Raw genomic sequence first — 24,236 nt, forward strand, 5'->3', positions numbered from 1 at the left:
TCAGCTCCCGGCCAGGCCGAGCCGGTCGTAGAGGAGGCAGCCGTCGCCGTGCAGGGTCAGCCCGCTCAGCTTGTCACTGTGCACGGTGTAGGCGACCTGCTGCCGGATGGGCAGCACCGGCAGGTCGGCCACGACCAGCCGCTCCACCTCCGCGTACGCCTCGCGCCTGGCGCCCTCGTCGGAGCTGCCGCGGCCCATGTCGAGCGCGGCGTCGACGTCCGGGTTCCGGTAGCCCATGTAGTTGGTCTGGCCGCCGCTGTGCAGCAGCTTGTACAGGTTCGGCTCGGGGTCGGCCACCGGCACGATCTGGGCCGAGAGCGCGAAGTCGCGGTTGGTGAACACCTGGCGGTCCAGCGAGGCGTTGTCCAGCACCTCGATCTCCACCTGGAGGTTCTTGAGCGTGCTGAGCCTGCTCTGCAGGTACTCGCTGGTACGGCGGAAGAACCCGCTCGCCGGCATGGAGATCGTGAACTTCAGCGGCTCGCCCGCGGCGGCCAGCTCGTCGAGCAGCTCCTGCGCCCGCGCCGTGTCCTGCTCCGGCATGACGCCGGTGCCCGGATGGAACGGCGACGAGGTCCCGTACAGGCTGTCGGGCGGCGTCGAGCCCGGGTCCACGACCTGGGCCAGCTCCTTGGTGTCGAGCGCCAGCACCACGGCCTGGCGGGCGCGGAGGTCGTCGAAGGGCGGCTTCGCCGTGTTGAAGATCAGCATGGGGCCGCCGCCCGCCGGGGCCTTGGCGGCCTTGAGCCCGGAGCCTTCGGCTCGCGCCATGAACGACAGGTCGGAGCCGGGCACCGCGGCCTGGGCCTGTCCGCTGGCCACGGCGTTGATGCGCTGTGCCGGGTCGGCGATCACCTTGAAGGTGAGGGTGTCGAGCAGCGGCTTGCCCTGCTCGAAGTAGCCGGGGTTGCGCGCGAGCGTCATGTGGTCGTCGCGGACCCAGTCCTGGAGCGTGAACGGGCCGGCGCCGACGGGGTTCTGCGCGAACGCGGCGGCGTCCTTCTTGATGGCCGTGGGGGAGCCGATGTGGGTGAGGTTGGTGGCGATCACCCGGTCGAAGGCGTGGTTGGCCTCCTTCAGCTTGATCACCAGGGTGCGCGGGCCGACGGCCTCGAACGTGACGCCCTCCAGCAGCGGGGCCAGCGGCGACTTGGTGTCTGGGTCCGCGATGCGCTCGTAGTTGAACTTGACGGCCTCGGCGTCGAGCGGGGTGCCGTCGGTGAAGGTCACGCCCTCGCGGAGCTTCATCGTCCACTCGACGCCGTCGTCGTCGGCCGTCAGGCTCTCGCCGATCCCGGGGTTGACCTTGCCGGTGCTGGTGTCGGACCAGAACAGGACACCGAAGATGGCCGAGAGCCGGTTGGCGTCACCCGACGGGGTCAGGTTGAACAGGTGGGCGGGGTCCAGCCCGCGGACCGCCTCGACGCCCAGGACGACGGTGGCGGCGCTGCCCGAGCCGGTCGCCGGGGTGTCTCCCTGCGGCTGGGTGCCTGCTGAGCAGGCGGCGGACAGGAAGATCAAGGCACCGGCGGCAGCCGCCGCCGTCCTTTTCAGCACGGGTGTTTTCGGCACGGGTCACCCCACGGAGAGTGCTTAGGAGCCGGCGGCCCCGGCAATCGGGGCCGCCCCAGAAGGTTTTCCTATGTGTAACACATGACACATCGAGCGTAAATAGATATGCCTCATGTCATGCTTCCGTATACTTCTACAGCTCTCGCTTGAGTGCGCAGTTAACTTGACGAGCGAAGCAATAAATGTCTACTTTGAGGTGTCCGTGAGAGGGAGGTGCTCGTGAGCCTGTGGCCGCTGTTCAACCCCGCGAGCGTGGCGGTCGTCGGGGCCTCCGCCACGCCGGGCAAGGCGGGCGACGCCATGATGAGATCGCTGGCCGGCCTGCCCGGGCGGCTGCATCCGGTCAACCCGCGCGGCGGGCACATCGCCGGACTCCGGGCCTACCCGTCCGTCACCGGCATCCCGGAGTCCGTCGACCTGGCCGTGCTCGTCGTGCCGCCCGCCGCCGTGCCGGCCGCCCTGGAGGAGTGCGGGCAGGCCGGCGTGCGCGCCGCAGTCATCTGCGCCGGCGGTTTCGCCGAGAGCGGCGCCGCCGGGATTGAGCTGCAGGAGCGGGTACGGGCCATCGCCCGCGCGCACGGCATCCGAGTCCTCGGGCCCAACACCTCCGGCTTCATGAACCCTTCGGCTGGAGTGGCGGCGAACTTCCTGCCCGGCGTTTCCGAGCTGCGGCCGGGGCCGGCCGCCTTCGTCGCGCAGAGCGGCGGCGTCAACCTCGCCCTGTCCTTCCTCGCCGCGGCCGAAGGGCTCGGCCTGCGGCTCGGCGTCGGCCTCGGCAACGCCGTCGACGTCGGCTTCCACCACGTGCTCGACCACCTCGCCGACGACGAGGGCTGCCGCGTGGTCGGCCTGCACGTCGAGGGCGTGACCGAGGGGCGCGCGCTCTGCGAGGCCGTCGACCGGCTCAGCGCGCGCAAGCCCGTCGTGGCGCTCAAGGTCGGCCGCGCGGATGTCGGCGACTTCGCCCGGTCCCACACCGGGGCGCTGACCGGTGACTACGCCCTCACGCGGGCCGCACTGGCCCAGGCGGGCGCGGTCGTCGCCGACGACCCGACCGAGCTGGTCGACGCCATGCGCGCGCTCGCCGCCCGGCGGGTCCGCCCCCGCGCCCGCCCCGGCATCGGGCTGGTGACCGGGCAGGCCGGGCCGGGCCTCATCATCGCCGACACCCTGCGCGGCAGCGGGGTCTCGCTGCCCGAGCTCGCCGACGCCACCACGCGCCGCCTGGGCGAGCTGCTGCCGCCGCTGACGTACCAGCGCAACCCCGTCGACACCGGCCGCCCCGCCGAGACGTTCGCCGACGTGGTGGCGGCCGTCGCGGCCGACCCCGGCGTGGCCGCGCTCGTGATCCACGCCCTCGACGAACCCGGCGCCCTCGATCCGGTCGCCGCCGTCAAGGCCGTCCCCGACACGTTGCCCGTCCTCTACGCCTCCGGCGGCCCCGCACCCATCCTGGACACTCGCGGGCAGGAACTGTCCGCACTCGGCGTCCCCCTCTTCCGCTCTCCCGACCGCGCGGCCCGGGCCGCCCGTGCCCTCATCACCGACGCCACCACCCGGCACCGCCTCTCCCGCACGGCGGAGGGTTCCGACGGCGCGGCCCTCGCCGCCGATGTCCGCCCCCGTCCTTCCCACTCGCCGGTGGGCGGCGGAGGGGGAGGCGCCTCCGGCGAGGCGGCGGACGCCGGTGATCGGGCGCCGGATGAGTACGGGGCGAAGGCGGTGCTGGCCGCGGCCGGGATCCGGGTGCCCGAAGGACGTGCCTGCGCGGATCGGGAGCAGGCCGGGCGGGCGCTGCTGGAGCTGGGCGGGCCGGTCGTGGTCAAGATCCTGGACGCCTCCGTGACGCACAAGTCCGATCACGGCGGGGTGCGCACCGGCGTCCGTACCCAGGACGACCTGGGGGTCGCGCTGGACGCGCTGGACGGGCTCGCCGCCCGGCTCAGGATCCGTCCTCGGTACCTCGTGGAGCGCCAGGCGCCACCGGGCCCGGAGCTGATCGTCGGCGGTCTCCGTGACCCCGCGTTCGGCCCGGTGGTGCTGCTCGCGCTCGGCGGCGTAGGCGTCGAGCTGGCCCCGGACCCGATACTCCGCCTGGCCCCGCTCTCCCGGGCCGACGCCGAGGAGATGGCCGGGTCACTCCCGGCGCCGCTGCTCGCCGGCTACCGGGGCGCGCCGCCTGTCGACGTCGACGCCGTCGCGGACGTCCTGCTCGCCGCAGCCGCGATCCTCACCTCCCGCACCGACATCGCCGAACTCGACATCAACCCGCTGCGGCTGACCCCCGAGGGCCCGGTCGCCCTGGACGCCCTCATCGTGGGCGGCCGGCAGTCTTCTCGAAAGGACACCGATGACTGAAAGCGCGGCCGGCCGGAACCACCGGCCGGTGATCGTGGTCGGAGCCGGCCCGGTAGGCCTCAGCGCGGCGCTCGCGCTGCGCGCCCTCGGCCGCCCCGCCACGGTCCTGGAGGCGGGAGAGCAGGACAGGCTGCGGCCGGGCAGCCGCGCCATCTTCGTCCACCGGGCCACCCTGGAGATCCTCGACCGGTCCCATCCCGGCCTGGCGCACGACCTCGCCGCCCAAGGCCTCCTCTGGCACACCAAACGCACCTACTACGCCGGCGACGAGGTATTCAGCCGCAGCTACGCCCCGCCGCCCCCCGGCAAGCTGCCGCACTTCACCAGCCTGCCGCAGGTGGAGACCGAGCGGCTGCTCCTGCAGGCGTGCAAGGCCGCCGGCGTCGAGTTCGCCTGGAACCAGGAGGTGACCGCGGCCGCCACCGGCGAGACCGGCGTCACCCTCACCACCGGCGACGGCACGCGCTGGCAGGCCGACTACGTGATCGCCGCCGACGGCGCCCGCTCGGCGGTCCGCGAGTCGCTCGGCATCGAGCTGCGCGGCAGCCGGTCGGACGGCTGGTACATCGTCGTGGACACCGAGGAGGACCCCGGCAACCCCCTGCCGGTGGAGCGGATCTTCCACTACGCGCACCCGGCGGTCGACGGGCGGAACGTGCTGCTGGTGCCGTTCGCCGGGGGCTGGCGGGTGGACCTGCAACTGCACGACCACGACGATCCCGAACGGCTCAGCCGGGGCGAGGGCCTGCGCGAGTGGCTGAGCGCCGTCATGCCCGCCCCGTACGCCGGACGGGTGACCTGGGCGTCCACGTACCGGTTCCTCCAGGTGATCGCCGAGAGCTTCACCGATCCGCACCACCGGGTGCTGCTGACAGGCGAGGCGGCCCACCTGTTCGCGCCGTTCGGGGCGCGCGGCATGAACTCCGGCGTCCCCGACGCCGAGGCCGCCGCGAACGCGGTCCATCTGGCGCTGGCCGCCGGAGCGCCGGCCCGCGCCGCCGCGGCGGTGGCCGAGTTCGCGCTCTCGCGCAGGCGCTCCGCCGAGCACAACTGCGACGCCGCCGGCGCCGCGCTGGCCCACCTGCGCCCCGGCCCGGAGGAGCGCGCCAAACTGGAGGCCGCGGCCGCCAGCGACGACCCGAGCATGGGCCACTGGCTCGACACCGCCCCGTACGGACCCCGCGAGGCGGCGCCCGGCAACACCATCTACAAGTACTGAGGGGAAGCCGATGAAACTGCGGAACAGCGCCATCCCGCTGGCCTGGTCGTCGCCGTTCGCCCGCTGGCAGGGGCCGCTGGCCGAGTTCGGCAGCCTCGACCTCGCCGTCGACGTCGCCGCCCGCGGGCTGTCGGCGGCGGGCTTCGACACCGGCCGCGTCGGCGGGCTCGTCCTCGGCATGACGGTGCCGCAGCACACCTCGTTCTACGGCGCCCCCACGGTCGCCGCCCGTCTCGGCCTGGACGCGGTCACCGGCCCGATGATCGCGCAGGCGTGCGCCACCTCGGCCGCTGTCGTGCAGGCCGCCGCCACGCAGGTGGAGAGCGGCGCGCACGAGGTGATGCTGGCCGTCGCCACCGACCGCACCAGCAACGGCCCGCTCATGATCTACCCGTCAGGCGCCGGCGCGGGCGGCGCCCCCGTCAGCGAGCACTGGGTGCTCGACCCGATGCGCGGCGACCCGTCCACCGGCCAGTCCATGCTGGACACCGGCGAGAACGTGGCCGCCGACGAGGGCTACACCCGCGAGGAGATCGACGAGGTCGCCCTGCTCCGCCATGAGCAGTACCGCGCCGCCCGCGCCTTCCGCGACCGCTTCCTGGTGGAGGCGCACGTGCCGCGCCGCAAGGGCGCCGTCACCGTGGTCGCCGAGGACCACGGCGTGCACGACACCACCGCCGAGGGCCTGGCCAAGCTGTCGCCCGTCACCCCCGGCGGGGTGATCACGTACGGCTCCCAGACCCATCCGGCGGACGGCACGGCCGGCATGGTCGTCGCCCGCGCCGAGGTGGCGCGCGAGCTGAGCGGGGGAAAGGGCGTGGCCCGGCTGCTGTCCGTGGCCTTCGCCCGGGTAGAGCGCGCCCGGATGCCCAAGGCTCCGGTCCCGGCCGCCCGCGCCGCCCTGCGCGACGCCGGTCTGGACATCGCCGGCATCGACGTGGTGACCACACACAACCCGTTCGCCGTGAACGACCTCTACTTCTCCCGGCAGACCGGGTTCCCGCTGGACCGGATGAACCCGTACGGATCGAGCCTGGTCTACGGTCACCCGCAGGGGCCGACGGGCGCGCGCGCCATCGCCGAGCTGATCGAGGCGCTGCGCGCACGCGGCGGCGGGCGCGGCCTGTTCACCGGCTGCGCGGCCGGGGACACCGCGGGCGCGGTGGTCGTCGAGGTCGGCGACTCCTCATGACGGCGAGCGAGGCGGGGTCGGCGGGAAGCCGTGACGCTCAGGCGGGGGTGATGACGGCGCGGCCGGAGATCTCGCCGTTCTCCAGCCGGTGATACGCCTCCACGGCGCGCTCCAGCGGGAACGTGGTCACCTCCGCGGTGATCAGCCCGCGGGCCGCGAGGTCCAGCACCTCGATCAGCTCCGGCCTGGTGCCCCAGTACGTCGACTGCACCGACACCTCGTACGGTGGCGAGCCGAACGTCACCGGCAGCGCGCCCCCGGCGATGCCGACGATGGTCACATCACCGAGCATCCGCGCGACCGCGCCCGCCAGGGCCAGCGTCTCCTGCGCGCCCACGCAGTCGACGACCACGTCCGCGCCCCGGCCGCCGGTGGCCTCGCGGATCTCCGCCGCCGCCCGCTCGCCCGGCGCGACCGCCTGGTCGGCGCCGTGCCGCAGCGCGCTGGCGCGGGCCTGCTCGCGGGTGTCGACGGCGATCACCCGGGCGGCCGTCGTCGCCTTGAGTATCTGCACCGCCATGTGGCCGAGGCCGCCGACCCCGATCACCACGGCCGTGCTGCCCGGCGGCAGCTTCGTCCACGACCGGCGCACCGCGTGGTACGGCGTCAGCGCGGCGTCGGTCAGCGGGGCCGCGGCCACCGGGTCGAGCCCGTCGGGCAGTGGCACCAGGAGCCGGGCGTCGGGCACGAGCAACAGGTCGGCCATGCCGCCGTCGAGCCCGAGCCCGCCGCCGCCCCCGGGCACCGGCGCGCCCGCCGGGTTCTCGCAGTAGTTCTCGACGCCGAGCCGGCAGCGGTCGCAGACCCCGCAGCCCCACGGCCCGTAGACGGCCACCGGCAGTCCCGGCTCCACGCCGGCGACGCCCGCGCCGACCGCGTGCACCCAGCCCGCGTTCTCGTGGCCGAGAGTGAAGGGCGGCTCCCAGGGCAGGCCGCCCGTGAAGTCGCGCATCAGGTGCAGGTCGGAGTGGCAGGCGCCGGCTCCGCCCACCTTGACCACCACCTGCCCCGGCCCCGGCACGGGATCGGGCACCTCCACCAGTTCGGGCTCGGACTTCCAGGCCGGCAACCGCAACGCGCGCATCCACGCCACCTCCCGGCCCTGTCGTACCCATGACAGAGCCGGGCATCTCACCCGTATGCCATCGAAAGCGTCAGCGGCGTTCGCTGTACGGGGCGATGGTGATCTTGTCGACGATCGGGGCGTGGCGGGAGCGCAGCAGGACCCTGGGGAAGGTGTCCGACGCGTACGTCTCGCCGTCGAAGTTCGGCAGTTCCTGCGCCGCGAACCGTACCGTGTTCGTCCCCTTCCTCAGCTCCACCGGCACCGTCAGCTCCCAGAAGTTGTTCGCGTGGAAGCTCCGGGAGTAACCCGGCCCTCATGAGGGCCGGCACAAGGGTCCTTATTTGTGTGAGCGCTGACATCTCAAGTCGGGAATCGTTCGCCGGACGACGGAAGTTTCGCGTAGATTACGTAGCCGCGCGCGGCGCGTCAATGGGTCGGCAGAGATTTCGAACCGGTTCGATTATGGAGACGAGAATGGCGACGATCGGTGACGTGGCGGCCGCGGCCGGAGTCAGCCGCAGCACGGCCTCCTACGCCCTGTCCGGCAAGCGGTCCATCTCCGAAGGGGCGCGCAGGCGGGTGCTGGAGGCCGCCGAGGCGCTCGGCTACACGCCCAACGCCGGCGCCCGCGCGCTCGCCACCTCCCAGACGATGGTGCTCGGCCTGCTTGCCCGGTTCCACGCCGGCGAGTTCGCGCCCGCGATGACGCAGTACATCCTCGGCGTCACCGACACCGCCCGTGACCTCGGCTACGACACCCTGCTGGTCACCGAGCCCGACGGGGCCGGGGCGCTGCGGCGGATCACCGACTCGCGGATGGTCGACGGCGTGGTGCGGCTGAACGTCGCGCACGACGACCTTCGGCTCCCGGTCCTGCGGGCCGCGCCGCAGCCCGGCGCGCTGGTCGGGCTGCCCGGCGACTGTTCCGGCGTGGACGTGTTCGACCTGGACTTCGAGCAGGCCGGGCGGGTCATGGTCGACCGTCTGCACGGCCTCGGGCACCGCGAGCTGATCCTGGTCTCGCAGCCGGAGCACGTGGTCGAGCGCGGCGGCGCCTACGTGTGGCGGCTGCGCGACGCCGCGCTGGAGCGGGCACGCCGGCTGGGCGTCCGGCTGCACGCGGTGTACGGGGAGTCGCGCAGGCCCGCCGCGGAGCGGATGCTCGGCGCCCTGCTCGACGCCCGTCCCGGGGCGACCGGGCTGCTGCTCGACAACGAGGCGGCCGCCGCCGCGCTGCCCTCCGTCACGCGGGCGCGCGGGCTGGAGGGCCTGTCGGTCGTCGGGCGCTACTCCGCGGAGTTCGCCGAGACCTTCGCGCTGCCGTACGCGTACGTCGAGAGCGCGCCGGACCGGCTCGGCGAGATGGCGGTCCGGCAGCTGGTGCGCCGGATCGAATCCGCGCGGGCCCGGGCGGAGCCGTTCGTGGTGCGGCTCGTCCCCGCCGAGCTGACGTCCCCGCCGAGCTGACGTCCCCGCCGAGCTGACGTCGCCGGGCGCCTGATCAGCCGGCGGACCAGCCGCCGTCCACCGGCACGATCGCGCCGTTGACGAACGAGGCCGCGTCCGAGGCGAGGAAGAGCGCGGCGTCGGCCATCTGCTCCGGCCGGGCGAGCTGGTCGCCGAGCGCGAGCACGGGGCTCAGGCGGGCGGCGCCGGTCGGGTCGAAGGTGGCGCCGTCGGCGATGCCGGTCAGGGTGGCGCCGGGCAGGATGGCGTTGCAGCGGATCCCGTCCTTGGCGTACGCCCAGGCCACGCTGCGGGTCATGCCGACGACGCCGTGCTTGGACGCGGTGTAGGCGGCCCCCGCCGCGCCGCCGCGCACGCCGGCCTCCGACGCGGTGTTGACGATCGCGCCGCGGCCCGCGCGCAGCATGTGCGGCAGCACCGCGCGGGTCACCAGGAAAGTTCCGGTCAGGTTGACCCGCAGCACCCGGTCCCACAGCTCGGGTGAGATGTCGGCGGGCAGCGCCATGTCGTCGATGATCCCGGCATTGTTGAAGAGCGCGTCGATCCGCCCGTACGCGCTGATCGCGCTCTCCACGAGCGCCGCGACCGCCCCCTCATCACCCACGTCCGCCGCCACAGCCACCGCGACCCCACCGCCGCCTCCACCGTTCGGCCCGCCGACCGCTCCACCGTTCGGCCCGCCGACCGCCCCGCCGTTCGGCTCGCCGACCCCGCCGTTCGGCCCACCGTTCGGCCCGGCGACCGCCCCGCCGACCGCCTCGCCGTTCGGCCCGTTGTCGGGTGTCGCGTCCGGTGCGCCGGTCTTTCCGGACGACCGGTCGCCGGTATTCGAGGGGGCGCCGCTCGCGGCGTGGATCTCCGCGGCCGTCCGGGCGGCGCGGTCCTCGTCGATGTCGCAGACGACGACGCGGCCTCCGGCGGCGGCGAAGGCCAGGGCCATCGCCCTGCCGATTCCGGAGCCCGCGCCGGTGACGAGGGCGACGCGGTCGTCGAAGGTGGTCACAGAGGTCGTCCTCTCGCTGGGCGGGCCAGACCGGACAATGTTGTCCGGTTGCTACGATAGCCGCCATGCCTGCCGAGCGTCGACCGAATCGTGGACCGAGCGCCGCGGCGGAGAACCGCGCGGCGCTCATCGCGGCGGCCCGCGAGGTCTTCGCCGGTGCCGGCTACGACGCGCCGCTGAGCATGGTCGCCCGCGCGGCCGGTGTCGGGCAGGGCAGCCTCTACCGCCACTTCCCCGACCGGGTCAGCCTCGCGCTGGCCGTGTTCGAAGACAGCGTGGCCGAGCTCGAGGCGCTCGCCGCCCGCCCCGGCGCCACGCTCGACGACCTGCTCGCCCTGATCACCGAGCAGGCCATCGCCTCCACCGCGTTCGTCGCCATGGTGACCGTGCCGCCGCAGCCCGACGAGCGCATCCTGGAGCTGCGCGAGCGCGTCGCCGAGCTGCTGGCGGCCCGGCTCCCGGCGGCGCGGGAGGCCGGCCGGGTCCGCGACGGCGTGACGGCCGGCGACCTGATCCTGGCCGTCGGCATGCTCGCCCTGCTGCTCTCCAAGGTCCCGGCGCCGGAGCGGCCCGCGACGGCCGAGCGGATGTGGGCCCTGCTGCGCCGGGGCGTCGAGCCCTGAGCGTCACCGCGTGGCGGCGTGCCGAGACGCGAGATAGCCGAAGACGACGGCAGGTCCGATGGTCGAGCCGGGCCCCGGATACGTGCGCCCCATGACCGACGCCGTCGTGTTGCCCGCCGCGTACAGGCCCGTGACGACCGAGCCGTCCTCGCGCAGCACGCGCGCGTGCTCGTCGGTGAGCAGCCCGCCCTTGGTGCCCAGGTCGCCGGGATGCACCCGGACGGCCCGGAACGGCCCCTTCTCCAGCGGCCCCAGGTTCGGGTTCGGCTTGACCCGGGGGTCGCCGTAGTAGTTGTCGTAGACGGTCCGGCCGCGCCCGAAGTCCTCGTCCACGCCGGTGCGGGCGAAGCCGTTGAACCGCTCGACGGTCGCGAGCAGCCGCTCCGGCGCCACGTCGATCTTCCTGGCCAGCGTCTCCAGCGACGCGGCTTCGAAGAGGATGCCGGCCCGCGTCCACTCCTTCTTGTGGCCGAGCAGGGAGGTGTTCAGGTAACGCCGCGCGTGGCGGGCCTCGGTGATCAGCCACATCGGCCCCGGCACGTCGTGCCGGAGCATGTGGTGCCCGAGGTCGACGTACGACTCCGACTCGTTGGCGAAGCGGTCGCCGCGCGCGTCCACCATGAGCCCGAAGGGCATGGACCGCTCGGCGACCATGAAGTGGGCGTCGCCCCCGGTGCCGAGCACGCTCGCGCCCCACCAGGCGTCGTCCATGAGCGCCAGCGCGCCGCCCGCCCGCGCGCCCGCGTCGATGGCGGTGCCCAGGTCGCCCTCCGGCGCCGAGGAGTAGCCGGGCAGGCCGTGGTGCTTCTCACGCCACTCCCGGTTCCGCGCGAAGCCGCCGCCGCCCAGCACCACGCCGCGCCGGGCGCGGACCCTGCGCCGCCGGCCGTCCTTCTCGACGACGGCGCCGGTCACCTCGCCGTCCTCCACGACCAGTTCGACGACCGGGGCCGAGAGCCAGACCGGCGTCTGCTGCGTACGGACGATGTGCATGAGCGAGCACACCAGCGCCCCGCCGAGACCGACCGGCCGCTTCCCGCTCGCGTACGCGCCGAGCGACCGGAACACGAACCGCGCGCCGCGCACGAACCCGCTGACGGTGGACCAGGCGCGCGTCAGCAGCCACACGTCGTCTGTCATGAGGGGGAGCGGGACGCCGTCCCGGGCGCGTGAGGAGGCGTACCAGTCGCCGAGCAGCCTGGTGTCGAAGGCGGCGACCTCCAGCGAGCGGCCCACCTTGCCGCCCGGCCGGTCCGGGTAGTAGTCGGGGTAGTCGGGCGACCTGCGCCAGCGGACCCCCTTGCGGCCGAGGAACCGCACGACTTCGGGGCCGGTGCGGAGGAACGCCATCCTGCGCTCCGGCGACGAGGCCGGTCCCGCGTCCCCGATGACGTCGTCCATGTACTCCAGGGCCTCCTTGGTGGAGTCCCGGACGCCGTCCCGGATCATCAGCGGGTTCGCCGGCATCCACAGCCCGCCCCCGGAAATGGACGTGGTGCCGCCCCACTTCGCGGTGCTCTCCACCACCAGCACGTCCAGGCCCTGGTCGGCGGCGGTGACGGCGGCGGTCAGCCCGGCCGCGCCCGTGCCCGCGACGAGGACGTCCACGAGGTAGTCCCACTGGTCGCTCATCCAGCTCTCCTCCGGATCCGCAATACCGGACAATACTGTCCGGTACGGTCCAGTCTGCGTGATCGCCGAGCGTGGAGTCAAACGCCTGCCGTAGGCTGAGAAATCATCATTCGGCGGGCGAAACTTTCGGGGGAGCGCGTGGGGCGCTGGGTGCACACGTGGACGTCGGCGCCGCAGCTCACCGAACCGGAGAACTTGCCGCCCGCCCCGTACGCCGGGCGCGGCCCGGTCATGGCCCGCAGCACCCTGCGGCAGACCGTGCGGGTGTCGATCGGCGGCGAGCGGCTGCGGCTGCGGTTCTCCAACGCGTTCGGCGGGACGCCGCTGCCCCTCACCCGGGTCACGGTCGCGCTGCCCGCGGGCGGGCGGGCAGGGGAGAGCGCGGTCGTGCCGGAGAGCATCCGGGCGGCGACGTTCCACGGTCGGCCCTCGGCGGTCGTGCCCGCCGGCGCGCAGGTGGTGTCCGACCCGGTGGACCTCCCCCTGGCCGCGGGCGCGGTGCTGACGGTGAGCCTCCACCTCGCCGACGGGCGGGCGCCGGAGGACGTCACCTCGCATCCCGGCTCCCGTACCACCTCCCACCTGGCCGGAGGCGACCAGACCGGGAGCGCGGACCTGGCCGGCGCGACGCCGGTGGAGCACTGGTACTTCCTGAGCGGCGTCGAGGCGGAGGCGCCGGCGCCGCTGCTCGCCCTCCTCGGCGACTCGCTCACCGACGGCAGAGGATCGACGACCGACCACAACGACCGCTGGCCCGACCAGCTCTTCGACCGGCTGGGCGGCTTCGCGATCGCCAACCAGGCGGCCGGGGGCAACCGGGTGCTCAACGACGGACTCGGCCCGAGCGCGCTGGCCCGGCTGGACCGCGACGTGCTCGCGCTGGGCGGGGTCAGGTGGCTGATCGTGTTCGAGGGGGTCAACGACCTCGGGACCGCCGACGTCGACGCCCAGGAGAGCGTCGCCGCCGACCTGGTCGCCGCCTACGAGCAGATCGTCGTGCGCGCGCACGCGCACGACATCCTCGTGTACGGCGCCACGCTCACGCCTCTGGGCGGCCATCCCTACGACGATTCGCGGGGCCGCCGCGAGGCCGCCAGACAGGCGGTCAACGCGTGGATCCGCACCGGTGACGTGTTCGACGCGGTGATCGACTTCGACCGGGCGGTGCGCGACCCGGCCCACCCGCGCAGGCTGCTCCGGGCCTGCGACGCCGGCGACCACCTGCACCTCTCCCCGGCGGGCTACCGGACCCTGGCCCACGCCGTGCCCGCGAGCCTGCTGGCCTGAGACCCGGATCCGCGCGCGCTTTTCCCGCCACAGTCGTGACTGTTGAGATCATTGTTAGGCGTGGTTCCGATTTCCGGCGGCCGCCTCATGAATGGCGCTCTTTCCCATGGCATAGTTGTCCACGGACAGTTTCCGGGGCGATCCTTTTTCCACGCGCACGATCGAACGGGGCAGATATTCGTGAATCGTCTCGTGATTCCGCACCACATGTTCGAGGCCCTCGCCGCCGGTCACGGGGGTGCCGCGGCCGGCCGGTTTCTGGCCGACGCGGCCCGCGACCGCAATCTCGTGCTCGTCAAGGCAGTGGCCGGCGCCGAGGCGATCGGCGACGCTTTCGAAGCGCTGGCCCGCATGCACGAGACGGCTCCCCGGCAGGTCGATCGCCTTCTGCGTTACCCCGCCGTCGGCGCGTGGGCGCTGGCCGCATCACGCGCCTTACGCGACGGCGACCACATTCCGCAGCCCAGCCGGCCGGCCGTTCTGGCGGCCGTCGCGGCGCTGCGGGCGCGGGTGCCCTTCGAGACCCGCGTGACCGCGCGCCCGGGCGAGCTCATGTTCCCCTCGCTGGGCCGCGCCTCGATCGGCGGCGCGGATTGCTCGATCGAGATCACCCCGGAGGGCGGCGCGATCACCTCCGCCCGGTCCCGGGTCGAGATCCCCGCCGACCCCGCCCGCGACGGCGGGGGATGGCTCGGGCTGCGACGCCTCACCGCGCGCCACCCGCTGGGCGACCTCCATCTCGTGCTGGACGACCTCGACCCCTACCGGTTTCCGCGGGAGGGCCGGCTGGCCGGGCGGCTCACCGCGGCCGAGGTCGCCGCCTGGCGCGAGGTGCTCCAGGAGGCCTGGGAGATCCTGCGGGCGGGCCACGCGCGGTCCGCCGACGAGATCGGCACGATGATCTCGGTCATGGCGCCGATCGCGGGAGGGGGATGGCCCGCCAGCGGCACGTCGCGCACGACCTTCGGCTGCGTCGCGCTGGCCCGTCCCTCAAGCGCGCCGAACCTCGCCGCGACACTGGTGCACGAGGTGCAGCACGCCAAACTCACCATGCTTCTCCATCTGGTCGACCTGATCGCGGTGGATCCCGGCGCGCGCTACTACGCGCCGTGGCGTCACGACCCGCGGCCGATCAGCGGGCTGCTGCACGGCACGTACGCCCATCTCGGCGTCGCGGGCTTCTGGCGGCGGCAGCGGCAGGTGGACGACAGCCTCACCGCGCACGCCGAGTTCGCCCGGTGGCGCGCGGCCGCCGCCTCGACCGCGCGGGTGATCTACGACAGCTCGGCGCTGACCCCGGTCGGGCGCCGGTTCGTGGAGGGCATGATGGCGACCCTCCGCGCCTTCGACGACGAGGAGGTACCCGCCCGCGCCGCCGAGCTCGCGCGCCAGGCCGCCGACCGGCACCGGCGCGACTTCGGCCGGGCCGGCGGCGAAGCGCGGGTCTGACCCCGTCCGCTAGATCGGCGGCGGGTCGAAGTCGAAGTCGAGCCGTCCGCCGTTCACGACCGCCTGGTGCGCGGGGTGCCCGTCGCCCAGCCGCCGCCGGATCCCCTCCAGCGCCTCGGCGCGCATGGCTCGCGCGTCGTCGGCCCTGCCCAGCTCGGACAGGTCGAGCGCGAGGTTGGCCATGCAGCCCAGCGTCATCGGGTGGTCCGGGCCGAGCAACCGCCGCAGTTCGTCGAGCGCCCGCTCTCCGGTGTCCACGGCCCGGTCCAGCTTGCCCAGCGCCGCGCGGTCGCCGGCCAGGCCGAGCACGGCGGTCAGCGTGTAGTGGTGGGTGGGGCCGAGCAGCTCGCTCAGCCGGGTGACGATGAACTCGTGCAGGTCGTGGGCCTTGGCATGCTCGCCCGCCAGCCGCATCAGCAGCGCCAGGTTGCCCCGGCAGCCGTGGGCGTAGGGATGGTCGGTGCCGTAGACGTGCGCGTAGGCCAGCGTGGTCAGCTCGGCGATCGGCATGGCCTCGTCGATCCGCCGGGCCTCACGGTAGGCGTTGACGAGGGCCATCTCGGCGGCGAGCTTGTCGGGATGGCGGTCGCCCATGAGACGCCGGTAGCGATGGACCAGGTCCTCGGCGTAGTGCAGGACCTCGGGGCTGCCCGACTCCGCCTTGCGCATGGCCACGGCGAGGTCGCTGGCGGCCCGCAGCGTCGTCGGGTGGTCGGCGCCCAGGGTGCTCACGCCCACCGCGTAGACGTCCTCGCCGAGCTCGCGCGCCTCGGCGTAGTCGCCGCGGAGCCTGATGACGCGTACGAGGTTGTTCATGACGATCTGGGCGGTCGGGTGGTTGGGCGTGCCGTAGAGGTCGCGCAGCGCGCCGTAGACATGCTTGAGCAGGCGCTCGGCCTCTTCGTATTGGCTGGTGAGCGTCAGGTCGAGGGCCAGGCTGGTGTGCATCCTGAGGGTGCGTTCGTTGTCGTCGCCGAACACGTCGCGGTGGCGCTGCGCGGCGGAGGTGGCGAGCGCGAACGACTCCGAGAAACGCCCCATGGCGCGCAGGTCCGTGCAGTGGTTGTTGGTCAGCCGCAGCGTCTCCTCGTCGTCGGCGCCGAGGGCGGTCTCGGCGTCCTGGAGCGCCTGCGAGCCCACCCTGAAGGCCTCTTCGTACTCGCCCACGAAGCGGAGCGAGACACTCAGGTGCCGCTTCATCGTGCACAGGTCGCGCGCGTCGGACGAGGGGTCGGCCTCCCACGCCTCCAGGCACGCCTTGGCCAGGGAGAGCGCTCCGGGGGCGTTTCCCGACTGGTAGAGGTAGCGGACCATGTCGTGCATCGGCCGCCGGACGGCCGGATCGGCGGACCGGGCGATCTCCGACGGCTCCAGGTGGGGCATCAGCCGCGCGAAGGTCGGCCAGGTGGCGGTGTCGTCAGGCGGGCCGGGCACCGCCGCCGCCAGGAGCCGCTGGACGTTCAGCCTGAACCGGTCGCGCTCGCTCTCGCTGACGTCCTCCCTGAGCAGCGCCTGCACGAGGCGGTGCACCAGCAGGGTCTGGTTCTCCCTGTCGATCTGCACGAGCGCGTAGCGGCCCAGCGCACCCACGCCCCTGCTGAACCTGAGCGGGTCGTCGAGAATGCCGGACAGCGGGGGTTCGACGGTGCCGCGGCTGGTGCTGAAGACGTCTCGCGGGATCGGGTCGGAGCCGAAGAAGGCCAGCAGGTGGAGCAACTCCACCGCGTCCGGCTGCTCCTCGCGCAGGGTGGTCACCGACAGGGCCCACGTCGCCGTCAGCGGGACGTCGTACTCCATCGGCCTGCCCTCGGCGAGCAGCTTGCCGGTCTGGTCGCGCAGCAGCGTCAGGTATTCGCGCACCGGCATGCCCGTCTCGGACTGCATGGCGCCCGCCTGGTCGAGGGCGAGCGGCAGGTCGCCGAGCGCCTCGGCCAGCGCGTCCGCCTCGGTGCCGCCGATGCCGGGCACGCGCCGGTCCAGGAACCGCCGGCTCTCCTCGCGGGAGAACACGTCGACGGTGAGGGTGCTGACGACGCCGTCCCAGGCGAAGTTGCGCGAGGTGATCAGGATGCCCCCGGGCCCGTCGGGGACGTACTGCATGATCGACTCCGGCGCGTGCGCGTTGTCGAAGATGAGCAGCCACCGGTCGTAGGGCTCGCCCCTGCGCAGCGCCTCGACGACCGCCTCGGCCGACTCGGCGACGCCGATCTCGTTGGCCTTGGGCAGGTCGAGGTGGGGCGCGAGCCGGGCGATCGAGGAGGCGATCAGCATCGGCTGGTCGGACGGCACCCACCAGACGAGGTCATAGTCCGATTTATACCTATGCGCATATTCTGCGGCGATTTGCGTCTTCCCTACCCCACCGAGCCCGTGGAGCGCGGTCGGCAGCACCGCCGTGACGCTGCCGCTGACGCCCTGGCGTAGCCGCTCAAGAAGATCCTCGCGGCCGGTGAAGTCCTTGTTGCGGGGAGGAATCCGGCCCCACACCTGAGGTCTGCGCCGTATCTCGGTCATGACCGCTCCATAAAACTCAGCACACGGCCATCGTAGACATGAAAGCCAAGGTTTTTGAGCAGGGAAGAGAGTAGCCACGGCTGCGGTCGTCGGTGATGATGTTCGACGGGTCGAACGGAAGGGGAAAGGGCCGCGATGGCGCAATTTTCGCGCGACGTCGAGACCGAAATCATCGATCTGACCGATGCCAGTTTGTCCAATACCGATGCACTTGACCCTTCTTGTCTCAATCAGATGGTGGCGCGCATCCTCGCGGCGGACGCCGATCCCGCGGAGCCCCTCTTCGGAGGCGACCCTCCCCGGCCTGGGGATGAGTCACTGTGAGACGCGGAAGACGGCGGGCGCGCCTCGCGGGCGAGGCGATCACCTGGATGTGCGCGCCATGCCGATGGGGTCCTCTATCGTTGCTGCAGTGTCCCTCCTCGCAAGGCGCTGACCATGGCCGCGAATAGCATCACGGCATTTAGCGAACTATGTCCGTTTCCTGGCATGCGTCCTTACCGGCCGGCCGAAGAGTTGCTGTTCACGGGGCGCGACCAGGAGTCGGCGCGCGTCTCCGAACTGTGGCGCACCAGAAACTTGACAATTCTGTACGGACCAGCAGGTATAGGAAAAACTTCACTTCTTCATGGTGGAGTTATGCCCTATTTGTGGAGACTCGGGGCGAATGTCCTGCCGGTGGGTCGAGTTTCGGGTGGGCCGATTTTCCCGGAGGCCGCGGTCCCGTCGCCCAACTCGCTGGTGCGCACCCTGCTTCGCACCTGGGTGCCCGAAACCTCCCTGCCACCGACCGGAATCCGGCGCATCCTGCGCCTCGCCGAACGCGGGCCGAAGCCCCTGCTCGTCGCCGTCGACCAGATCGAGGACATGTACCTCGGCGACCACGACGACGAGCGGCGCGAGCTCCTCGCCGCGCTGGCCGCCGCCCGCAACGTCCACCTGCTGCTGTGCGTCCGCGACGACCGGCTCGACGCGCTGCTCGACGAGGCCGGCGACGGCTTCCCCGACGTCGCCCTGTTCGGGCTCGGCGGGCTGACGCCCAGGGCGGCGGCCGAGGCGATCGGGCAGCCCGTGCGGGAGGCCACCGGCCGCGCCGTGCCCCCCGCCGTGGCCGAGGCTCTGGTGGAAGAGCTTCTGACCGTACGGATCGTCGACGACTCCGGGACCCAGCGCGCACGGGAGCGCGCCCCGGCCGTCAATCCGCTGCATCTGCAGGCCGTGTGCCGGTGGATGTGGCGGACCTGGCCGGAAGGTGAGAGTTCGCTGTCCGGCGACTGGCCGGTCAGCGTGGACGAGGCACTCCGGGACGCGCTGTGGACGGCCATCGGCGAGGTGGCGGCGGCCTTCGAGCGCGACCCGGTCCGCCTGTGCTCCTGGGCCGCCACGCGCTTCGTGGCGCCCAACGGCGAGGCGCAGGTCCAGCCGCAGGGCCCGGCCGAGACGGCCGGGCTGCCGAACGCGGTGCTCAGGGCGCTGAGCGGCCGCGGCGTCCTGCGGGTGCTGCGGGCCGGCGACGGGCCGGCCTACCAGGTGGCCGACCGGCGCCTGCTCGAACCCCTCGGGCAACTGGCCCATCGGGCCGGCTCGCTCACCCCTCCGGTCACCCGGCCCGCCGACCGGCTGCGGGCCGCCGCCGACGCCCTGGCGGACGGCGACCCGGCCAGGGCCGAGCGGCAGGCACGCCTGGCCGCCTCCGCGGCGGCCCATGACATCCGCGTGCAGATCGACGCGCACACCGTCCTGGGCAACATCGCCTTCGCCCGCCGCGACCTGGAGCAGGCCCAGGAGGCCTACCGGCGGGTGCTCGTCCTGCTGGAGACCCAGCAGGACGAGGCGGCCGTGGGGGTGATGCTCGCGGCCATCGGCCGGCTCTCGCTCGCGCGCGGCGACGTCGCGGCGGCTCAGGGGCTGCTGCGTGCCGCCGCCGGGCGGCTGCCGGCGGACCCGTTCATCAGGATCGAGCTGGCGCGGGCGCTGGCGGAGGCCGGCCAGCGGGCCGCGGCCGTCGCCATCCTGCGCTCGGTGATGACCGCGGCGGAGGACGACGAGGCGCGCATCCTGCACGGCCGCCTCATGGCCGAGATGAGCGGCCGCCCGGCCTGAAGCGGCGTCAGGCGACGCGGGGTCAGGCGAGGCGGGGCGAGGCCGCGAGGCCGCGTCAGGCGAGGCGACGGTCAGGAGAGGCGGCGTCAGGAGAGGCGGCGGATCAGCCTGCCGTCCGCCTCGCGCCGCCAGCCGGACGGCAGCCGTGCTCCGTCGGACGCCAGGGCGCCGGTGAGGTCCAGCCCGACGAGCTTCACCACGGTCAGGTCCACCCCGTCCAGCCGGGCGCCGGCGAGCCGGGCTCCCGAGAGGTTGGCGTCGGTGAGCCGGCACCCGGTCAGGTCCGCCCGGCACAGGGAGGCGTCGCTGGCGACGGCGTCACTGAGCACGGCCCCCGACATGACGGCCCCGTCGGCGCGGGCCCCGGGCAGCGCCGCCCGCGCCAGCACGGCGCCCGTCAGATCGGCGTCCTCCATGACCGCGCCGCTGAGGTCGGCCCCAGAGAGATCGGCGCCGGTCAGGTCGGCTCCCGACAGATCCGCGGCCGCCAGGCACGCCCCACGGGCGACGGCCTGCGCGCAACGGGCCCGGCGCAGGCGAGCGCCGCCCAGGTCGGCGTCCACGAGCTCGGCGTGCGGCAGCCCGGCGTCGGTGAGGTCGGCCGTACGCAGCGACGCGCGCGCCAGCTTCGCCCCGTCGAGGCGCGCTCCGCCGAGCCGGGCCCCGCCCAGGTCGGCTCCGGCCAGGTCCGCGCCCGCCAGGTCGGCTCGCCGGAGGTCGGCTCCGGTGAGGGTGACGCCGGTCAGATCGGCCCCCGCCAGGTTCGCGTCCGCGAGGTCCAGACGGTCGAGCCGCGCGCCGGACAGCTTCACAGGCCCCCTGTCGGCGTCGGCCTTCCTGCGCACCAGCACCGTCACCGCCGCCTGCAGATCCTGGGGCGGCTCGCCGGAACACGCCTGTGAGGCGCGCCGGACGAAGGCCGCCAGCGCCTCCATGACGGCCGGGTGGTCACGGGCGGAGTCCTGGGCGATGCGCTCCAGTGAGTGGATGCCACCGAGGCGGATGTCGACGGCGTCGCTGCCGAGCTGGTCGATCGCGCGCATGAACCGATCGGTCATCTGCGCGCTCTCGCTCTGTTCGAGCGTCCGCCTGGTGGTCTCCGTCTGCTCCCTGGCCTGGAGGGTGGCCAGCTCCAGGGTGCGCCGGTTGAGCTCGCTCTGCTGCCGGGCCAGGGTGAAGTTGCGCGCGGTGTAGACGAAGCCGCCGACGGCCAGGAGGCCGAGCACGACCTGGATGATCCGGCCCCTGGCCGCGTCTCTGGCCAGGCGTAACTCCTTGGCCCGGTCCGCCTCCGCGACACCCTGCACGTCATGCTCGGCGATCATGTCGGTGAGCGGCCAGAGCAGGAACACCGACACGGCGATGACGGCCGAGCACCCGAGCACGATCGCGATGCCACCCCATACGGCGCGCTTGCGATTGTCCACGATCTGTACGGTAGATGCTCGCCCCCGCGCAGCGCGGGAACAGGACGCCGCGGGTTCAGCCCAGGCGGGCCAGTTCCTCCGCGGTCAGCTCCAGCGTCGCGGCGGCGGCGGAGTCGCGGATGGACTCCGGACGGCTCGCGCCGGGGATCGGGATGACGACCGGGCTGCGGGCCAGTTCCCAGGCGAGGCAGACCCGCTGCGGGGAGACGCCGCGTGCCTCTCCGATCTCCGCGAAGGCGTCGCGCAGCTCGCCGGTGCGGCCGATGCCGCCGAGCGGCGACCAGGGCAGGAAGGCGAGGCCGAGCTCGGCGCACACGTCGATCTCCGGCTCGCTGGAGCGGAAGCGCGGCGAGTACTGGTTCTGCACGCTCACCAGGCGGTCGCCCAGGATGGCGTGGGCGAGCCTGATCTGCTCCGGGTTCGCGTTCGAGATCCCGGCCAGCTCGATCTTGCCGGCGTCGTGCAGGTCCTTCAGCGCGCCGATCGTGTCCTCGTACGGGACCTTCGGGTCGGGCCGGTGGTGCTGGTAGAGCCCGATGCTCTCCACGCCCAGGGCCTTCAGCGACCGGTCGCAGGCCCGCTTGAGGTACTCGGGGCGGCCGTCGACGTCCCAGCCGCCGCCGGGCGTGCGCACGTGGCCGCCCTTGGTCGCCACCAGCACGTCGCCGGCGTCGCCGGACCACAGCGACAGGGCGCGGGCGACCAGCCGCTCGTTGTGGCCGGGATCGTCGTGCGAGGGCGTGTAGGCGTCGGCCGTGTCGATCAGCGTCAGCCCGGCGTCCAGCGCGGCGAGCAGCGTGCGGACCGACTGGTCCTCGTCGGGCATGTGCCCGGCCACCGACATGGGCATCGCGCCGAGCCCGATGGCGCTCACCCGGCGGTTTCCGATGGTACGTGTCTGCATGGGACCAGCTTGTCGCCTGGAGCGCGCTCCAGGTCAACCGGGGGGTGGCCCCGGGTGGTGGCCTTCCGTGCGCGGGTGCGTACGGTACAGACATGTGCAAGCCGAGCCATGGCGAGACAGACCGGTCATGACCTTTCCCTCCTTCACCTCCACCGAGACCGAGCCGCGCGCCCGTGGCGCGGAGCTCGGCGCCCGCCTGCGCGGCGCCGTCGCCGCCAACCTCGCCGGCTACAATGCCCTGTTCGCCGCCGCCGGAGCCACCGACGAGCAGGTGCGCGCCTGGGGCGAGCGGGCGCTGGAGCGCGCCGCCGGCTGGGCGCCCCACCTGGCCGACGAGATCGGCGGCATCGCGGCCGGCGCGGGGCTGGAGCCGTGGCAGGTCGCCGTGGTCAACGCCCGCACCGAGATCCTGGCCGCGCTCGACGTGGCCGGCCGGGGGGAGTGCTCGACCTCGGTCGTGCTGCCCGGCGGCGGCCTGCCCCCGCGCACGGTGCAGACCTGGGACTGGCTCGGCCACCTGCGCGACGCGCCCGTGCTGTGGGCGTACGAGGCCCGCCCCGGGCACGGCGTGCGCACGTTCACCGAGGCGGGGGCGCTGGCCAAGATCGGGGTGAACACGGCGGGCCTGGGCGTCCACTTCAACATCCTGCGCCACGGCGCAGACGGGGCCGATCCCGGCGTGCCCGTCCACCTGATCGCCCGCCGCATCCTGGACGAGGCCGCCACCGTCGAGGAGGCCGCCGACCTCGCCCGCTCCGCCACGGTCTCGGCCTCGACCGTCATCACGGCCGTGACCGCGGGCAGGGCGGGGGCGATCGAGATCTCCCCGGCGGGCGTGGCCGTGGTGCCGCCCGGCCCCGGCGGGGTGCTGCTGCACTGCAACCACTTCCTCGACCCCGCGCTGGCGGAGGGGGAACGGCTCGGCGCCGAGGAGCCCGGCACGTACGCCCGTCTGCGTCATCTGCGCGACCACGCCGCGGAGCTGGGCGGGGAGGACGTCACCGGGCGGGCGCTGGCCATGCTGAGCCACGCGCCCGGCGGGGCGCCCGTGTGCGCCCACCCGGACCCGGCGCTGCCGCTCGGCGAGCGGTGGGAGACGCTCGCGACCATCGGGCTGGACGTGACCGCCGGGCGGCTGCTGGTGCACCAGGGCGGGCCCTGCCAGGTCACCGGGACGACCTGGCAGGTCTTCTGACGGTTGTCAGGCGAACGCGGCGATCCCGGTGAGGGCCTTGCCCAGCACCAGCGTGTGGATCTCCGAGGTGCCCTCGTAGGTCAGCACCGACTCCAGGTTCACCGAGTGCCTGATCACCGGGTACTCCAGGGTGACGCCGCTGGCGCCGAGCAGCGTGCGGCACTTCCTGGCGATGTCGATGGCCTCGCGGACGTTGTTCAGCTTGCCGGCGCTCACCTGCTCGGGGGTGAGCGTGCCGGCCTCCTTCAGCCGCCCGAGATGCACCGCGAGGAGCAGGCCCTTGCCCAGCTCCAGCGCCATGTCGGCGAGCTTCTCCTGGGTGAGCTGGAACGACGAGAGGGGCCTGGCGAACACCTCGCGCTCGGCCGCGTACGCGATCGCCGTCTCCAGGCAGTCGAGCGCCGCGCCCATCGAGCCGAAGATGATCCCGAACCGCGCCTCGTTCAGGCAGCCGAGCGGCCCGCGCAGCCCTCTGGCCTCGGGGAGCATCGCGTCGGCGGGCAGCCGGACGCCGTCGAGCACCAGCTCGCTGGTCACGCTGGCGCGCAGCGAGATCTTGTGCTTGACGTCGTTGACCGTGAAGCCGGGCGTGCCCGCCGGGACCAGGAAGCCGCGGATGCCGTCGTCCGTCTGGGCCCAGACGACCGCCACGTCGGCGACCGATCCGTTGGTGATCCACAGCTTGGTGCCGTTCAGCACCCAGTCGCCGCCGTCGCGCTTGGCGTTGGTGCGCATCCGCGCCGGGTCGGAGCCGAAGTCCGGCTCGGTGAGGCCGAAGCAGCCGATGAGCTCGCCGGCCGCCATGCCGGGCAGCCACCGCTGCCTCTGCTCCTCGCTGCCGTACTTCCAGATCGCGTACATGGCCAGCGAGCCCTGCACCGACACCAGGCTGCGCAACCCGGAGTCGGCTCCTTCCAGCTCCAGACAGGCCAGCCCGTACGAGACCGCGCCCATGCCCGCGCAGCCGTAGCCGTCGAGGTGCATGCCGAGGAGGCCGGTCCCGCCGAGCGTGCGGGCCAGCTCCCTGACGGGCAGCTCCCCGGCCTCGAACCAGTCCGCGACGTGCGGCCGGATCTCCCGGTCGCACACGCGCCTGACCGTGTTCCTGATCTCGCGCTCCTCCTCGGTCAGCAGCGTGTCGAGGGCGAACAGGGCGGTGGGGGAGATCATCCTTCGAGTCCTCCGTATTTTGGATCCAATATTGAAAATCCAATATGCCACAGTT

Annotated in this window: 19 protein-coding genes; 10 read left to right on the plus strand and 9 right to left on the minus strand. The window is 73.3% G+C overall.

What is annotated here, in order from left to right; genetic code table 11:
- Positions 1-1,572, minus strand: coding sequence for an ABC transporter substrate-binding protein (locus tag KME79_RS16940; protein ID WP_219545236.1), 1,572 nt, complete (start codon positions 1,570-1,572; stop codon positions 1-3).
- A 219-nt stretch (positions 1,573-1,791) separates the two neighbouring features.
- Here KME79_RS16940 and KME79_RS16945 point away from each other — a divergent pair, with 219 nt between their 5' ends.
- Genes KME79_RS16945 through KME79_RS16955 form a run of 3 tightly spaced genes read left to right on the plus strand, consistent with a single transcriptional unit; the run spans position 1,792 to position 6,341 of the window.
- Positions 1,792-3,930, plus strand: a complete 2,139-nt coding sequence (locus KME79_RS16945; protein WP_219545237.1) for an acetate--CoA ligase family protein — start codon at positions 1,792-1,794, stop codon at positions 3,928-3,930.
- Positions 3,923-5,149: an FAD-dependent oxidoreductase gene (locus KME79_RS16950; protein ID WP_219545238.1), complete on the plus strand. Its 1,227-nt coding sequence runs from the start codon at positions 3,923-3,925 to the stop codon at positions 5,147-5,149. Before KME79_RS16945 ends, KME79_RS16950 begins: the two co-directional genes overlap by 8 nt.
- Positions 5,150-5,159: 10 nt before the next feature.
- Positions 5,160-6,341 carry a thiolase family protein gene (locus KME79_RS16955; RefSeq protein WP_219545239.1) on the plus strand — a complete coding sequence of 394 codons (1,182 nt, stop codon included), beginning with the start codon at positions 5,160-5,162 and terminating at the stop codon, positions 6,339-6,341.
- 37 nt (positions 6,342-6,378) lie between these two features.
- Here the strand turns inward: KME79_RS16955 and KME79_RS16960 are convergent, their stop codons facing one another.
- Positions 6,379-7,425 carry an NAD(P)-dependent alcohol dehydrogenase gene (locus KME79_RS16960; protein WP_219545240.1) on the minus strand — a complete coding sequence of 349 codons (1,047 nt, stop codon included), beginning with the start codon at positions 7,423-7,425 and terminating at the stop codon, positions 6,379-6,381.
- A 70-nt stretch (positions 7,426-7,495) separates the two neighbouring features.
- The gene (locus KME79_RS16965; RefSeq protein ID WP_219545241.1) at positions 7,496-7,669 is read right to left on the minus strand and encodes a hypothetical protein; all 174 of its coding nucleotides are present in this window, start codon (positions 7,667-7,669) and stop codon (positions 7,496-7,498) included.
- Between the two features lie 212 nt (positions 7,670-7,881).
- Between KME79_RS16965 and KME79_RS16970 the strand changes: the two genes are divergently transcribed.
- On the plus strand, positions 7,882-8,874 hold the full coding sequence (locus KME79_RS16970) for a LacI family DNA-binding transcriptional regulator (protein WP_219545242.1): 993 nt from the start codon (positions 7,882-7,884) through the stop codon (positions 8,872-8,874).
- Positions 8,875-8,908: 34 nt separating this feature from the next.
- Here the strand turns inward: KME79_RS16970 and KME79_RS16975 are convergent, their stop codons facing one another.
- On the minus strand, positions 8,909-9,877 hold the full coding sequence (locus tag KME79_RS16975) for an SDR family NAD(P)-dependent oxidoreductase (RefSeq protein ID WP_219545243.1): 969 nt from the start codon (positions 9,875-9,877) through the stop codon (positions 8,909-8,911).
- Positions 9,878-9,942: 65 nt separating this feature from the next.
- On the opposite strand from KME79_RS16975, the gene KME79_RS16980 reads away from it, so the two are divergent.
- Positions 9,943-10,500, plus strand: coding sequence for a TetR/AcrR family transcriptional regulator (locus tag KME79_RS16980; protein WP_219545244.1), 558 nt, complete (start codon positions 9,943-9,945; stop codon positions 10,498-10,500).
- Positions 10,501-10,503: 3 nt separating this feature from the next.
- Here KME79_RS16980 and KME79_RS16985 read toward each other — a convergent pair whose 3' ends face one another.
- On the minus strand, positions 10,504-12,132 hold the full coding sequence (locus KME79_RS16985; RefSeq protein WP_219545245.1) for an FAD-dependent oxidoreductase: 1,629 nt from the start codon (positions 12,130-12,132) through the stop codon (positions 10,504-10,506).
- Positions 12,133-12,270: 138 nt separating this feature from the next.
- Here KME79_RS16985 and KME79_RS16990 point away from each other — a divergent pair, with 138 nt between their 5' ends.
- Together KME79_RS16990 and KME79_RS16995 are read left to right on the plus strand one after the other, a co-directional pair.
- Positions 12,271-13,419, plus strand: coding sequence for an SGNH/GDSL hydrolase family protein (locus tag KME79_RS16990; protein WP_308248941.1), 1,149 nt, complete (start codon positions 12,271-12,273; stop codon positions 13,417-13,419).
- Positions 13,420-13,599: 180 nt separating this feature from the next.
- Entirely contained in the window at positions 13,600-14,868 is a 1,269-nt protein-coding gene (locus KME79_RS16995) for an aKG-HExxH-type peptide beta-hydroxylase (RefSeq protein ID WP_219545246.1), read from the plus strand.
- Between the two features lie 9 nt (positions 14,869-14,877).
- Here KME79_RS16995 and fxsT read toward each other — a convergent pair whose 3' ends face one another.
- Positions 14,878-17,382 (minus strand): FxSxx-COOH system tetratricopeptide repeat protein, encoded by a 2,505-nt coding sequence (gene fxsT, locus KME79_RS17000; RefSeq protein ID WP_219545247.1) that lies wholly within the window; start codon positions 17,380-17,382, stop codon positions 14,878-14,880.
- A 135-nt stretch (positions 17,383-17,517) separates the two neighbouring features.
- On the opposite strand from fxsT, the gene KME79_RS17005 reads away from it, so the two are divergent.
- Positions 17,518-17,706, plus strand: a complete 189-nt coding sequence (locus KME79_RS17005; RefSeq protein WP_219545248.1) for a hypothetical protein — start codon at positions 17,518-17,520, stop codon at positions 17,704-17,706.
- Positions 17,707-17,871: 165 nt separating this feature from the next.
- Positions 17,872-19,485: an nSTAND1 domain-containing NTPase gene (locus KME79_RS17010; protein ID WP_372452438.1), complete on the plus strand. Its 1,614-nt coding sequence runs from the start codon at positions 17,872-17,874 to the stop codon at positions 19,483-19,485.
- Between the two features lie 86 nt (positions 19,486-19,571).
- Here the strand turns inward: KME79_RS17010 and KME79_RS46980 are convergent, their stop codons facing one another.
- Both KME79_RS46980 and KME79_RS17020 read right to left on the minus strand, forming a co-directional pair.
- Entirely contained in the window at positions 19,572-20,912 is a 1,341-nt protein-coding gene (locus KME79_RS46980) for a pentapeptide repeat-containing protein (RefSeq protein WP_219545250.1), read from the minus strand.
- A gap of 55 nt (positions 20,913-20,967) precedes the next feature.
- Positions 20,968-21,816 (minus strand): aldo/keto reductase, encoded by an 849-nt coding sequence (locus tag KME79_RS17020; RefSeq protein ID WP_219545251.1) that lies wholly within the window; start codon positions 21,814-21,816, stop codon positions 20,968-20,970.
- Between the two features lie 127 nt (positions 21,817-21,943).
- On the opposite strand from KME79_RS17020, the gene KME79_RS17025 reads away from it, so the two are divergent.
- On the plus strand, positions 21,944-23,011 hold the full coding sequence (locus KME79_RS17025) for a C45 family autoproteolytic acyltransferase/hydrolase (RefSeq protein ID WP_219545252.1): 1,068 nt from the start codon (positions 21,944-21,946) through the stop codon (positions 23,009-23,011).
- A gap of 6 nt (positions 23,012-23,017) precedes the next feature.
- Here KME79_RS17025 and KME79_RS17030 read toward each other — a convergent pair whose 3' ends face one another.
- Positions 23,018-24,181, minus strand: a complete 1,164-nt coding sequence (locus KME79_RS17030; protein ID WP_219545253.1) for an acyl-CoA dehydrogenase family protein — start codon at positions 24,179-24,181, stop codon at positions 23,018-23,020.
- Between the last annotated feature and the right edge of the window lie 55 nt (positions 24,182-24,236).

It is taken from the genome of Nonomuraea harbinensis, from assembly GCF_019396385.1.
GTDB classification, from domain to species: domain Bacteria; phylum Actinomycetota; class Actinomycetes; order Streptosporangiales; family Streptosporangiaceae; genus Nonomuraea; species Nonomuraea ferruginea.